Annotated in this window: 10 protein-coding genes; 8 read left to right on the forward strand and 2 right to left on the reverse strand. The window is 65.1% G+C overall.

The genetic code is table 11. The annotated features are described in order from the left end of the window. The first annotated feature begins 753 nt into the window (after positions 1–753). The 7 genes from NFI08_RS21735 to mgrA all read left to right on the forward strand — a co-directional run bounded on the left by NFI08_RS21735 (position 754) and on the right by mgrA (position 12,218). Positions 754–2,100, forward strand: coding sequence for a UDP-glucose dehydrogenase family protein (locus NFI08_RS21735; RefSeq protein WP_349591456.1), 1,347 nt, complete (start codon positions 754–756; stop codon positions 2,098–2,100). Positions 2,101–2,110: 10 nt separating this feature from the next. Further along, a complete protein-coding gene (locus NFI08_RS21740; RefSeq protein WP_349591457.1) occupies positions 2,111–4,024 on the forward strand; it encodes a glycosyltransferase in 1,914 nt (637 codons plus the stop codon). A 90-nt stretch (positions 4,025–4,114) separates the two neighbouring features. Next, positions 4,115–5,683, forward strand: a complete 1,569-nt coding sequence (locus NFI08_RS21745) for a PilZ domain-containing protein (protein ID WP_349591458.1) — start codon at positions 4,115–4,117, stop codon at positions 5,681–5,683. Between the two features lie 81 nt (positions 5,684–5,764). Next, positions 5,765–6,643, forward strand: coding sequence for a polysaccharide lyase (locus NFI08_RS21750; RefSeq protein WP_205254744.1), 879 nt, complete (start codon positions 5,765–5,767; stop codon positions 6,641–6,643). A gap of 179 nt (positions 6,644–6,822) precedes the next feature. After that, on the forward strand, positions 6,823–8,079 hold the full coding sequence (locus NFI08_RS21755) for an alginate lyase family protein (protein ID WP_349591459.1): 1,257 nt from the start codon (positions 6,823–6,825) through the stop codon (positions 8,077–8,079). Positions 8,080–8,108: 29 nt separating this feature from the next. Beyond that, positions 8,109–10,880 carry an SEL1-like repeat protein gene (locus NFI08_RS21760; RefSeq protein WP_349591460.1) on the forward strand — a complete coding sequence of 924 codons (2,772 nt, stop codon included), beginning with the start codon at positions 8,109–8,111 and terminating at the stop codon, positions 10,878–10,880. Between the two features lie 309 nt (positions 10,881–11,189). Continuing rightward, positions 11,190–12,218, forward strand: a complete 1,029-nt coding sequence (gene mgrA, locus NFI08_RS21765; RefSeq protein WP_124803047.1) for an L-glyceraldehyde 3-phosphate reductase — start codon at positions 11,190–11,192, stop codon at positions 12,216–12,218. A 118-nt stretch (positions 12,219–12,336) separates the two neighbouring features. On the opposite strand, the gene NFI08_RS21770 is transcribed toward mgrA, so the two are convergent. Then, on the reverse strand, positions 12,337–12,789 hold the full coding sequence (locus tag NFI08_RS21770; RefSeq protein WP_045992561.1) for a hypothetical protein: 453 nt from the start codon (positions 12,787–12,789) through the stop codon (positions 12,337–12,339). Continuing rightward, the gene (locus tag NFI08_RS21775) at positions 12,789–13,637 is read right to left on the reverse strand and encodes a tyrosinase family protein (RefSeq protein WP_349591461.1); all 849 of its coding nucleotides are present in this window, start codon (positions 13,635–13,637) and stop codon (positions 12,789–12,791) included. The genes NFI08_RS21770 and NFI08_RS21775 overlap by 1 nt, the downstream gene beginning before the upstream one ends. Before the next feature lie 279 nt (positions 13,638–13,916). Here NFI08_RS21775 and NFI08_RS21780 point away from each other — a divergent pair, with 279 nt between their 5' ends. Next, positions 13,917–14,216, forward strand: a complete 300-nt coding sequence (locus NFI08_RS21780) for a hypothetical protein (protein WP_045992559.1) — start codon at positions 13,917–13,919, stop codon at positions 14,214–14,216. Positions 14,217–14,429: the final 213 nt, after the last annotated feature.

Consider the following 14,429-nt stretch of genomic DNA (forward strand, 5'->3'; position numbering starts at 1 on the left):
TAGCATTGGACTGAGGTACAGTATTTTGATGAACACTGCTTTTAAGTGCAGATTAGTGCAAAACCTTAAATATTTCTCCTACACCTTTAACACTAATAACTTCATTCTATTAATACTTAACTAACACCAATGATGGCGATAAACCTCATACTCTCCAGTGGACGCATGTGAGCTTCGGTACCTCCCGGTAACCCAGCCCGCCTCTTGCTCAAAACATAAGCCACTGTTCAACAAAGCATTCCTCCCCTCATCCGCTGATGGCGCTGTTTCACTGCCGGGTCATCCAGCTCGACGTTCGCCGCGGCTCGACGCCTGGCAGCGCTGCCGCTACTCGGCGTCGACAACGTCAGCATGGCGATCGTCATGCCGCAAAAACCGTCTCAAGCATGATGCTCTGATCGGGTGCTGATCGTCGAAACGTAAAAAAACAGTGTTTTCATTTTATTTTCAACAGCTTATCACACAAAAAATCATTGGCGTATCCATAGAGCAACATATAACTAGCTGATTTTAAATGATTTATACGAACGTCGCACACCATTGTCTCTTAATGGCGACATTCCGCCCGACCATCGGCCATCCCGGAGAACGCTCACCAGAGCACACAATCCAATAACCTATTGTTTTTACGAGATAAAAAAATAACTGGATCGATCCTTGCCCTCATTGCGGTCAGAACAAGGCTTTCCCGGCGTCCCTTCGACGCCCGAGGCAAGGCCGCCAATATCACAAGCGACGGCAAGGAGTGAGTTCATGAAAATCACGATTCACGGCTCGGGTTACGTAGGACTGGTCACCGGCGCCTGCCTGGCCGATGTGGGACACGACGTGATGTGTGTGGACGTCGATCAGGTCAAGGTCGCCCGCCTCAAGCGCGGTGAGGTACCGATCTACGAACCAGGCCTCGAGGACCTGATCCGCCACAATATGGAAGACGAGCGCCTGACCTTCTCCGATAGCCCGGAGGAAGGGGTGGCCCATGGCTTGTTGCAGTTCATCGCGGTGGGAACGCCCCCTGACGAGGACGGCAGCGCCGACCTGACCCACGTGCTTGGGGTGGCCCATACCATCGGCCAGCACATGGACGGATATCGCGTCATCATCAACAAGTCCACCGTCCCGGTGGGGACCGCCGACAAGGTTCATCAGGCGGTGGCCGATACCCTGGAGGGACGCCAGGCCGAGGTCGACTTCGACGTCTGCTCCAACCCGGAATTCCTCAAGGAAGGCGCGGCAATCGAGGACTTCTCGCGGGGGGCGCGGATCGTCATCGGTACCGACAGCGACAAGGTCCGCAAGCTGATGCGCGAGTGCTATGCCCCCTACAGCCGCCAGCGCGACAAGCTGATGTTCATGGACGTGCGCAGCGCCGAACTGACCAAGTACGCCGCCAACGCCATGCTCGCCACCAAGATCAGCTTCATCAACGAAATCGCCAACCTGGCCGAGCACCTGGGTGCGGACGTCGAGCAGGTCCGCCACGGTATCGGCAGCGACCCGCGTATCGGCTACCACTTCATCTATCCCGGCTGTGGCTACGGCGGCTCCTGCTTCCCCAAGGACGTCAAGGCACTGGCTCGCACCGCCAGCGAGGTCGGCGCCCCCGCCCGCATGCTGCAGGCGGTGGAAACGGTCAACGACGCCCAGAAGACGCGGCTGTTCGACAAGCTGGAACTGGCGCTCCACGGCAACCTCAAGGGCCGCACCATCGCCCTGTGGGGACTCGCCTTCAAGCCCAACACCGACGACATGCGCGAGGCGCCGAGCCGGGTACTGATGGAACAGCTGTGGCAAGCCGGCGCCCGGATCCAGGCCTACGACCCCGAGGCCTCCGCCGAGTGTCACCGCATCTACGGCGAGCGCTCGGACCTGTGTCTCTCCAAGCAGCGTGACGCTGCCCTGGAAGGCGCCGACGCCCTGGTCATCTGCACCGAGTGGAAGGCCTTCCGCACCGTCGACTTCGACAAGATCGCGCGCACCCTCAATCACCCGCTGGTGATCGATGGACGCAACCTCTTCTCACCCGAGGACGTCGAAGCGGCGGGTCTCGAATACTACGCCATGGGTCGCGGCGCCTCCCTGCAACACCCCCGGGTGTAAGGACGCCACCATGTCATCGCTACCCAAGCACACCTCCGTGGCCAGCAAGGCCACGGAGCTGACCACCCTGGCGCTGCTGCTGTCGCTGCTGATCGTGCTGGTCAGCGAGTTGCCCTCCGAGGTGTTCTCGCCGGCGTCGAAGAGCTTCTTCTTCGCCATTGGCGCGGTCGGTGCGTGGCGCTATTCATGGTGGTTCGTCCAGGCGCTGCGATCGGTGTGGTACAACCGCCGCGTCTTTCCACAGATGCGGGCCGAGGCCGACGCCCTGGGAGAGTCCGGCAAGCCGTCAGAGCTCTACGTGCTGTGCACCTCCTTTCGCATCGACCCCGACGTCTGCTTTCGGGTCTACGACGCACTGATCGAGGAGACCCGGCACTATGGCGTGCCGACCACCATCTTTGCCTCGGTCTCGGACCAGACCGACGTGGACATCATCTCCCACGTGCTGCAGGAACACCGCTGGCCGTCGCATATCGAGGTCCGCTACATGTTCCAGAAGGGCGACGGCAAGCGTTCGGCCATGGCCGAGGTGCTGCGTGCGATCTCGCGCCGGGCCCCGGCCCCCGACGCCGTGCTGGTATCCATGGACGGGGATATCCTGCTCGAGCCCGGAACCCTGGAGCGCTCGCTGTCGTTCTTCGCCCTGCGCGATGATCTCGGCGCCCTGACCACCAACAACAGCGCCATCGTCACCGGCAACGATGCCACCAAGGAGTGGTACGACCTGCGTTACGCCCAGCGTCATCTGGTGATGAGCTCGATGTCGGTGTCCGAGCGGCTGCTGGTCCTGACCGGTCGCTACAGCGCCTTCCGCGCCGACCTGGCGACCCACCCGGACTTTATCGACATGGTCGAGAACGACCACGTCGAGCATTGGCGCTTCGGCAACTTCAAGTTCCTGTCCGGGGACGACAAGTCGACCTGGTACTGGTTGCTCAAGAACGGCTGGAAGATGCTCTACCTGCCGGACGTCTACGTCTCGGGATTCGAGGAGCTGCCGGACCGCAAGCGCTTCTTTGCCTCGACCACCGACCTGATGCGTCGCTGGTACGGCAACATGCTGCGCACCAGCGGTCGCGCCATTGCCCTGGGGCCGAGGCCGATGGGGCTATTCACCTGGTGGAGCCTGATCGACCAGCGGCTGTCCATGTGGACGACCCTGATCGGCCCCATCGTGGCGATCCTGGTGACGCTGTTCGTGCGGCCGTCGTTCATCTTCGCCTATGCCCTGTGGATCCTGTTCACCCGCGGGATCTCCACCTCGATCCTGGCCTGGCAGCGTGGTCGCTTCAGCCTTCTTTGGATCCCGCTGATCTACTACAACCAGGTCTACGGCGCCCTGCTCAAGACCTACGTGAGCTTTCGCTTCAACCGTCAGAAGTGGTCACGCCAGGGCATTTCTGCCGGTGAGCCTGGTGACGAAAAGGCGGTACGCCGCCAGCGTCGCATGGGTCACCTGCTGCATGGCTTTCATGTCTGCCTGATGTTGTTCGTGCTGACCCTGGCCACCGGCGTACTGAAGGTACCTGACGCTACTTCGCTGAAGATCCTCGAGCGTGCAGGCCCGGTGCCCAGCGACAGTGCCGCGCTGCCTGACGCCAGTCGCTGGCTGGCCAGCCGCATCGAGGACGGCTCGGGCGAGCTACGCCTGCCCGCCGGTGAGCTGCGGATCAGCGATCGGCTGATCGAACGCCTGGGCGCAAGCAGCATCGGCGAGGCCACCAATCTCAGCGGCAGCCCCCAGGGCACCACGCTAGAGGTTCCGCCGACCTTGATCGATCGCCTCAAGGACGCCCAGGGCACCACTCCAGCCCCCGGCGATCTGTTGAGCTGCACCGACCAGCAGCGCTGCTCGCTCGATCTTCACGACACCAGGCTGTCGCTGAGTGACCTGCGCATCCAGGTGCAGCCACGCCACGGCTGACAACGACGACACGGCCACATTTTGTCGCTGAGCCGCATATACGGCCAGACACCGCCACGGCTCAGCGAATACTGACTTCAGGACACCGATATGAGCGATTACTTCGACGACAAGGACACCTCAACACCCCGCCACGAGCCTGCTCGTCAGCCGGACCCCGCGCCGCGCGCCGAACCCCATCTGGGCGATACGCGCTCTCAACCGCGCCAAGAAGAGGCACCGGCAGGCTCGGGACTGGCCCATGAGCGCCGCGATGAACGCCGCTACATCCGCGTTTCGCCGACCTTCGAGGTGCGCTTCGATGACGGCAACCGCTTCCGCGGGCTGGACCTGTCCCAGGGCGGCTTCGCCATCGAGAGCCCGCGCCCGATGCGCCAGGACGCCAGGGTGCGCGGCAGCATCGCCATCACCACCGCCAGCGGCGAGCTGCTGGTGCCCGTGAGCGCCCAGTGCCGCCATAGCCTGGCACTGGAAGGTCGCGGTGGTGCACACCACGCCGGCTTCGAGATCACCGACATCTCCCCCTCCCACCTTGAGCTGCTGCGCCGCGTGGTCCGCGCCCATCTGGCCGGCCGGCCGCTGGACGTCGAGCAGATGGTCCAGGGCGAGGATGCCCAGACCCCACGCAAGCGTCGCGGCACCGGCAGCACGCCCCAGGCGGCGGCTCGTCCGCCCAGACCCATGGGCCGCTACGTGGCGCTGTTCATCGGCTTCGCGGTGCTCGCGGTGGTGGCCGCGGCCACCGCCTATCGCAACTTCATGCTGATCGAGCCCAACTTCGCCGCTGTCACCGCGCCACGCATCGACATTCGTGCACCGAGCCCCGGCATCCTGATGGCGCACGAGCTCAAGGCAGGTGACCGTGTCACACGGGACGAGCGGCTCACCCGGGTCAAGGACGTCGATCTGGAGTCCGACCTGATCCTGGCCGAGGCCGCCCAGCGCTATAACAGCCAACTGATCGAGAACCTTCAGGAAAACCTCGACGGCGCCAATGGCGGACAGGTCAGCCTGGCCAACTCCGCCGAGCCCGGCAACGGTGACGCCGTGAGCTTCGAGACGGTGTCCCCGGACATCGCTCGTGCACGTATCGATCAGTTCGAGACCGCCCGAGACTTCCAGGCGTCCAGGGTCACCGCGCTGCAGGCTCGCCAGTCCCAGAACGAGATCTACAGCCCCTGCGACTGCCTGGTGGCGTGGGCGCTGTCGAGCTCCGACGGCACCTATATCAACGAAAGCGAAAAGATCATGACGCTGATGCGTACCGGCGACGACGAGGTCATGGTCGAGGCGCTGGTGCATATGGACGACATCGATCGCATCGAGCCCGATCAACTCGCCTATCTGTCGCTGCCCAACGCCTCCGGCCCGATCAGCGCTCGGGTGCGCAGCGTGGCGCTGGACATCGAGCGCCAGCCGCGCGCCGGCTTCCCGAGCTGGGTACGCCAACAGCAGAACGTCGCCAGCGTGCTGCTGGTACCGGAAAAGCCGCTGCCGGTGGAAAGCGTCGGTACTCCGGTGGACGTGCGCTTTACCGAACAGGCCCTGCTGGGCGCCACCGCCGAGTGGATCTGGCAGAGCGGCCGCCGGGTGGTCCAGCAGGCCAGCCAGCTGTTCTCGGGCATTGGTGACAACGACGCCGCCGACACCGCCGGCTGAGCCACGCTCTTTCTTTACACGTATCCGTCCCACTTGCCACGACCACCGCGGTGGTCGTGAGCCAACAGGAGATCGAACGCCATGTCGACACTGACGACGCGCCTGTCCGCCACCCTGCTGGCCATCTGCGCTACCCAACCCGCCCTGGCGGACAACGGCGCCAATGACAGCGACGCCGATCAGCAGAGCCCCGGCGTCCCCCAGGTCGCCGCCTGCTCGGCGCGCCATCCGCTGGTCGCCTCACCCGCCCCTGCGCTGGGTGAGAAAAGCGCCCACGACGCCATTCGCGAAGGCTTCGACACCACCCGTACCTGGGGCACCGAGGAGAACGTCGAGCTGTTGTCGGGTCATTCGGCGACACCGGCGCTCAGGGTCCTCTATCCCGAGGACACCTCCTCGCCTGGCGACACCGACACCGGAGGCGCCGGCTTCTACACCGAGCCTTCCGCGCTCGAAGGGCGCGATCACGCCTGCCTGAGCTACCGGGTTCGCTTCGAGAGCGGGTTCAACTTCGTCAAGGGCGGCAAGCTGCCGGGGCTCTACGGCGGCGAAGCGCCCAGCGGCGGTGACGATGTCACCGGCGAGAATGGCTTCTCCATGCGCTACATGTGGCGCGAAGACGGCCAGGGTGAACTTTACGAATACGTGGTCGGCGGCGAGGGCGACTACGGCGACTCGGTGGCCCGAGGCCGCTTCACCTTTCCCACCGGTCAGTGGGTCACCCTGGAGCAGGAGATCATCCTCAACGACCCTGGCAAGGCCAACGGCATTGCCAGGGTGTGGGTCGATGGTCGGCCGGTGCTCGAGCAGACCAATCTCACCTACCGTACCGACGACGACGTGCACATCGATGGCCTGATGTTCTCGACCTTCTTCGGTGGCCACGGTGAGGACTGGCGCACCCCCAGTGACCAGCACGCCGACTTTGCCGACTTCCGTTTCTACGCCCCCCGTTCATGATCGCGGCGCCCCCAGGGGCGCCGCCAAGGAGACGCTTGATGCACCCATCCCATGGCTCATCCCCCGGTCCCCTCCCCACCCGAGGCCTGGGCCCATCGATGCCGGCATTCGAATCCGGCCGGTGCCATCACTTCGACCAACGCTCGGCAAATCCGCTCAAGCGTCTGGCACACAGAGTGATGGGATGGCCGACGGCCAGGTTGTCGGGAAAGCTGGCAACGGGCCTGACGCTCGGCCTGACGATGGGTGCCGCCCTGGTATCGTCCGCGCACGCCATGACCCTGGAAGAACGGACCGAGCTGGACCTCAGCGACTACCGAGTGACCAGACCTGACGCCTCCTACTTCGATGTAGAGGCCCGCATGGAAACACTGGCCGACACCGACAACTCGATCCTGTTGCAGGAGCTCGATCAACTGACCAACGGGCCCAGCTGCCAGCAACTGCTGGCCCAGGAGCCGATCACCACGCGCCTGCGGATCCCCGGCTATTATCCCAGCCCCAAGGAGTGGGAACTGGCATCCGAACCCCTGTTCGACTTCGAGGACAGTGTGTCGATGCTCGCCGGCTCCTTCGTGGCCACCGGCGACACCTACTACGCCGACTGCCTGGTGACCTTTCTCGATCAATGGGCCCAGCACGATGCCCTGACCGACTTCCACTACGATCCCAAGGAGCCTCAGGCCTGGTTCGCCACCGAATCGATGATCTTCGCCGCGGGCATGGCCTACTCGGTGGTGCGTCCCCGCGTCGAGGGCAGCGACCAGGCCAAGCAACGTGTCGAGCAGTGGCTCAACCGGCTCGCCCACAAGCACGCCGCCATTCAGGGGCAGCCCGGCAACAGCTGCTGCAACAACCACTTCTACCGCCGCGCCCTCTACGCCAGCATGATCGGCGTGATTACCGAGGACGATGAGCTGTTTCGCTTCGGCGTCAGCGCCATCCATTCGGCGCTCTCCGACATGACCGAGCGCGGCGCCTTTCCGCTGGAGATCGAGCGTGGTCGTCGCGCCACCCACTACCAGAACTATGCGCTGCTCTACCTGATCACCAACATGCAGGTCATCGCACGCCAGGGCTATGACATCTTCGAACTCGAGATCAACGGCCATGACATCCACGACGCCGTGGACTTCGCCATGACCATCTTCAACGATCCCGAGGCGCTTGGAGACCTGGCGCCCCACGAGCAGTACACCGGCTTTCTCAAGGACAACCAGTACTTCGCCTGGATGGAGATCTATCAGAGCCGCTTCGATGACCCGCGCATCGAACGGTTCCTGGCCCAGGTGCGTCCGGTCTACAACCGCAGCGCCGGCGGTTACCAGACGTTGTACTTCATGTCACCCGAGGCGCAGCAGCACCTCGTCGTCGATGAACAGGAGCGCGAGACCACCGCCTTCGAGGGTCTCGACGACGACAGCGCGTCTCAGTGACAGCACACGATCAACCAGGAGGCCTGCTTATGATGCTCCCCCGTTTTCGCCCCCACACCGCCCAGGGCCAACGCTGGTCCCGGGCCTTTCCGCTCACCGCCTCGGTCGCCGTGGCGCTGTGGCTCGGCGGCTGCGCCGCCCCCGGTACCGAGTTCCAGAGTACCGGCGTCGACCCGCTGCCTGCCGAGTATCAGGACTTCTTCGACAAGGAGCAGCCACGCAACCCCGAATGGATGCATGACAACACCCTGGAAGAGGCGCAGCAGCTCGTCGCTGCCGGCCAGACCCGAGAGGCGATCCTCAAGCTCAAGGGGCTGGCCGCCCAGGACATCCCCAAGGCCTACTACGAACTCGGCAAGATCTGGGATCAGGGCAAGGGCATCCAGGCGGACCCCGCCAAGGCCGCTGCCTACTACGAGGACGCCGTGCGCACGCCGTCCTATATCCTTGGCCACGCATCGCTCAACCTGGCCAAGCTGAGCCTGGAACAGCAGGGTGCGCCCTATCGTCCGGTACTGGCCTACTATCTGCTCGAGCAGGCCATGGAAGAAGAAATCGGCCGTGACGAAGGCGTGGTGATGGCCTCATTGCTGGCCCGCGGCGCCGACGGCGTCGCGGCGGACCCCCAGCGCGCCCTGGCGCTGTATCGTCAGGCGGCGAACAACGGTAACCCGGATGCCATCCTGGCACTGGCCAACGCCTACGCCGAGGGCGGTTGGCTCGACACCGACAAGGCACGCTCGCGCGAGTACGCCGAGCGTTACGCCGAAGGCCTGCGCGAGCGCGCCGGCGGCGGCGATATCAAGGCGATGACCGAACTGGCTGAGCTGTACTCGGCCGACGGCCTGCTGGCCGGCAACGACGATCGCCGCCTGCACTGGCTGACCCAGGCCGCCCAGGCCGGTGACCCCGACGCGGTGGCCAAGGCGGGCCGCGAGATGCTCGACAGCGGCCGCGCCGAACAGGGCGTGACCCTGCTGACCCAGGCGGCCGAGAACGGTGACGTCGACGCCATGGAGCGCCTGGGCCGGATTCTGCTGGAGGGCGACGGCCTCAGGGCACGGCCAATCGAGGCACGCAATTGGCTCGAAAAGGCCATCGACGAGGACTCGGTCGACGCCCGCGTGACCCTGGGTCGCGCCTTGCTGGAAGGCGACGCCCTGCCGGCGGAACCCCAGCGCGGCATCCGCCTGCTCGAGCAGGCCGCCCGACACGACGACCCGCTGGCACTGGCGATGCTCGGCCAGGCCTACCTGGCCGATGAGGTGGTGCCGACCCAGCCGGTGATCGCCGCCCGCTATCTCGAGCGCGGACATGAGCTGGGCCATCCGTTTGCCACCGAACAGCTGGGCGCGCTCTACCTCAGCGGCCGTGGCGTGGCCACCGATCCGGCCCGGGGCGAACGGCTGTTGCGCCAGGCCATCGACCAGGGGCAGAGCGGCGCCCTGCGCACCCTCGGCGAAGCCTATCTGGCCGAGGACGGTCCCCTGCCCTATCAGCCCCGTGAGGCGGAGCGCCTGCTGACCCAGGCGGTGGAAGCCGGCGATACCAGCGCCGCCACCCGCCTGGGCGAGGCCTATCTGACTGGCGAGCTGAGCGGCGAGCTGAGCCCCGAGACGACAGGCCCGAACCCCACCCAGGAACCGGGCGGCGACGCCATGGCCGTGGCCGATGGTGCTTCGACCCAGCGAGGAAATTCTCGGGTGGATCACGGACGGCGCCTTCTGGAGAACGCCGCCGAGCAGGGCGACGCCTACGCCATGGTCGTCCTCGGCCGCGCTTACCGCGACGGTACCGGGGTGAGCCGTGACCTTGCCCAGGCCACCGAGTGGCTCGAACGGGCCGAGGCCGCCGGCCACCCCTCCGCCGCCGAGGCGCTGATGCGCACCCAGCGCGATCGCGGCCAGGCCGGTGACATCCAGGCGCTGATCGCCTCTGCCCGTCAGGGCAACGTCAACTCCATGGCGGACCTCGGCCGCGCCTATCGCGACGGCCAGGGCGTCGGGCGCAACCTGTCCGAGGCCAGCCGCTGGCTCGAGCGTGCCGCCCGCCAGGGTCATCCAGGCGCCGCCGCCGCGCTTGGCCGCATGTACCTCGACGGTGAAGGCGTCGCCCGCGACCCGGCCAAGGGCGCCGAACTGCTCCAGGTGGCGGTGGCCGGTGGCCACGCCGGCGCGCGTGCTGACCTGGGCGGCATGCTGCTGACCGGAAACGGCGTGGAAGCCGACCCCGAGCGGGGTCGTCGCCTGCTGAGCGAAGCCGCCGAGGCCGGCAACGAGTATGCCGCCCAGACCCTTGGCGAGGCCTACCTCGAAGGCAATGGCGTCAGCGCCGACCCGGCCGAGGCCGAGCGCTGGCTGACCCGGGCCAGCGACGCCGGCAGCCTGTCGGCACGCGCCCTGCTTGGCACCGCCCTGGTGCGAGGCGACCAGAGCCTGGCTCAGGACCCGAGCCGGGGCGAACAGCTGCTGACCAGCGCCGCCGACCAGGGACACGCCGGCGCCCAGGCCAGCCTCGGCCGCGAGTACCTGCGTGGCGAAAACCTCGAGCGGAACACCCGCCAGGGCGCCGACTACCTGCTCAAGGCCGCGCGTCAGGGCCACGAGACCGCGCGGCTGGCGCTGGCCAAGGCCTACCTGGCCGCCAATGGCCTGGAGAACGCCAACCGTGAGCAGGCGCTGGTATGGCTCGACGGGGTCATGGACGGCAACTCCCAGATGGCGTCCCAGACCCTGCACGACCTGCTCTCCGACGAGGCTACCCTGGCCGCCATGCCGGAGACCATGAACGCCGGCGGCTGACCCCTGCCCCCTGACGTCATGCCCCTGGCGTCACGCCCCAGGCGCCATGTGCCCACTAACTGGCACATGGCGCCCTGGGTTACCTCACGGCTTCTCATGCCCGCAGCTTCACCGTCGCCTGAGTCCCCCTGAGTCTTCTCCCGCTCGCCTTTCCAGGCGCTCACCATCTTGCCCGCACTGCGCCCTTGCCTGCGTGCTGCCCGCCTTCACCTGGCTTTTTCGGGGCGGCCCTTTTGGATACCTCGACAAACACAGCTAAAGTGCTGAGACGACAGCCTCGGCGCCCGTGCGCCCTGACAGGAGACCACCATGAGCTATCGTCCCGCCGAAGACCGTTACGAACGCATGCGCTATCACCGCTGCGGTCGCAGTGGCCTCAAGCTGCCCGCCCTGTCCCTCGGGCTGTGGCACAACTTCGGCCACAACGCCCATGAAGACAACGCTCGCGAGATCTGCCGTACCGCCTTCGATCACGGCATTACCCACTTCGACCTGGCCAATAACTATGGCCCGCCGCCTGGCAGCGCCGAGTCCATGTTCGGGCGCATCCTCAAGACCGACTTCGCCGGCCACCGCGATGAACTGATCATCTCCACCAAGGCGGGCTATAACATGTGGCCTGGCCCCTACGGCGAGTGGGGCAGCCGCAAGTATCTGCTGTCGAGCCTCGACCAGAGTCTCAAGCGCCTGGATCTGGACTACGTCGACATCTTCTACTCTCACCGCTTCGATCCCGAGACACCGCTGGAAGAAACCATGGGCGCGCTGGACCAGGCGGTACGCTCGGGCAAGGCGCTCTACGCCGGTATCTCGTCGTACAGCCCTGAGCGCACCCGCGAGGCCGCTCGCCTGCTGCGCGAACTGGGGACCCCCTGCCTGATCCACCAGCCCAGCTACTCGATGATCAACCGCTGGATCGAGGACGACGGGCTGCTCGATGTGCTGGACGATGAAGGCATCGGCTCGATCGTCTTCTCGCCACTGGCCCAGGGCCTTTTGACCGCCAAGTACCTGGGTGGGGTGCCTGACGACAGCCGTCTTGCTCGCGGTGGTGCGATCCGCGAACAGCACCTGTCCGACGACAACCTCGAGCGTGTCAGGGCGCTCAACGCCATCGCCGAGCGGCGTGGCCAGAGTCTGGCGCAGATGGCGATTGCCTGGGTGCTGCGCGGCGGCCGCGTGACCAGCGCCCTGATCGGCGCCAGCCGCCCCGATCAGGTCAGCGACTGCGTCGAGGCCCTGGACAACCTCGACTTCAGCGACGAGGAGCTGGCCGACATCGACCGCTACGCGGTGGATGGTGGGGTCAATTTATGGGCCCAGTCCTCCAAGGCCTAGGGCTTGTCTGAAAAGTGCCTGCGCTCGTCGACTTTTCGGACAGTGCCTCGGCAAGCCAGCTCGGCAAGCCAGAAAGCATCAAGCCTGCCGCGCACACCGAAACTGCGCCTGCGCTCGATCACAAGGTGACCAGTTGCACCCCGCTGCAACACACCAGTGACTTGTCGCCACGATCGGGCCAGGCCTCGCGCGTATAGGCGTAGATCTGGATGTCCAGGGTGCTCTTGCCAGCGTGCAGATGGCGCTTCAGGGCCTGGGTCACCGGTACCCGCTTGAACGCCGGTGTCATCGGATGGGAAGGCCGGGTATCGAAACGTCTGAGACCATCCGGGCCATGGCAGTGTCCTGGCGAACCCCAGCATTCGGCGTGACCGAACAGCGCAAAGGTGCCGGCATAGCCCCGGCTTTGCGGGGTCACCCTGGCCGGCAGGCGCGCGCTGAAGAAGAGCCAGGCGGTGTAGCTGGGGCGCAGGTGGTGGATGCCATAAAGCTCGACGAAGGCTTCCTCGAACTCATCGGCGCGAAGCGCGCCCAGGTCGAGCCGCGGCAGGCGATAGCGTTGCTCGATCATCAGGCCTCCTCCAGACCGCTGCCGGCCAGGGTCAGGTCCGCCACCGAACGGGCATACTCGTAGCCCAGCGACTGGACATTGAGCACTTCACCGACGGTCAGGCCGAAGGGTTCCAGCACGATATCCTCGAGCCCCGGGGGAAAGTTGGTGATGCCGTGGCGCTTCTGCCACAGCGACCAGAGCCGGTCGATCATGCAGTGGTGAGAATAAAAGATCGGATCATAGGCGGCGTAGGTGGTGCTGGCCATGGTCGCACCGACATAGACGTGGAGCTGATCATGCACCGTCTCGATCAGGTCGTTAAACTGCTCGAAGGTGTCTACCCGCTCCACCAGGAAGGCCGCGATCTCGCCCAGCGTCGCCCGGCCATCGCCGTTCACGTCGGCCACCGGAAAGGAAAACACCGGCAACAGGCCGTCGGGATCACGCTCGGTGACCAGGTCCACCGGTTCGGGCACCTGGGGGGAATAAAGCTGGATGCGCGAGGAGTGGAGCGGATTCTCCTCGCCATCGATCAGCGCAACATCGAAGGCCTCGGGAATGCCCTCGCCTTCGGTCCAGTCCCACCAGGGGATCGAGACCTCTTCATCGATATCCTGCAGCGACTGCTCCAGACGATGGAGGTAGGCCCGGTGCCAGGGCAGAAACAGCCTGGCGCTCAGGCTGGTGCGAGGCGAGAACTGATGATGCCAGCACCAGCGCCCCGGGGCGCCATGGATGCCGGCGTAGTGGTAGAAGCCTCGATTATCCTGTCGAGCCTTGGACGCGCCCAGTGCAGCGATGTAGCGGCGCATGTGCACACGCTCGGCAGCTTCCACCGGCAAGCGATACATCATCTGACCCGACATGCTTCCCCCTTGCCATCCCGGTCGACGGCAGTCTCGGGCGCCGAGGAACCATTGCCTCCGGCTCGTTTCAGCCTAGTTCAGTCCACAAGGCTCGACCACGCCGCCGTTCGCCCTCATTACCGGCCAGCCAGCCGGCTCGGCTCGCCCCCGAGACATCGTCCTGATGGTCCCAGCCTGCACGGAGCGACCGCCCGTTATTGAGCAATTGCTCAAAATGCGTTTGAATGGTGGCCTCCCACGACATCACCGAGTCGTCCCGCGCCCCTCCAAGGAGTCCCCATGGCAAGCGTCACCAATCGAACCCTGCTGGATCTGGGGCGGCTGACCGCCAACCTGGTCACCTACCCCGAAGGCCACAGCGTCTATCGCCACAATGACCCCATGGGTGGCGGCCGCTACTACAAGCTGAACCTGATCCTGAAGGCCCCTCAGGCTGGCGGGGTGTTCGAGACCGAAAAGGTGATCTTCAACCTGTTCGACCGGGTGATCCTGTTTCGTCCCGACCTCTACCAGCACAGCGTCTCGAAAATCGAAAAGGGCAAGCGGGTACTGTTGAGTATTGCCCTGCACACGCCCTGAGCCTATGGCTTTGCATGAAAAGTGCCTTCGCTCGGTAATACGGCGTTAAAAATCACACCAACATGCTCATTTACAACTCGTAAACTGCGCTGTCTCACCGATTTTTGCCTTGTCTGACCATCGCTCGCCGACTTTTCGCCATCCACCTTGCGCCGTCGCCGAAGACTCTGACCTGAGACGTTGGCGTGGGCGTTGGCGTTGGCGCGACACGCC

Origin of the sequence: Halomonas sp. EF61 (assembly GCF_040147045.1) — a bacterium.
Lineage (GTDB): Bacteria > Pseudomonadota > Gammaproteobacteria > Pseudomonadales > Halomonadaceae > Halomonas > Halomonas litopenaei.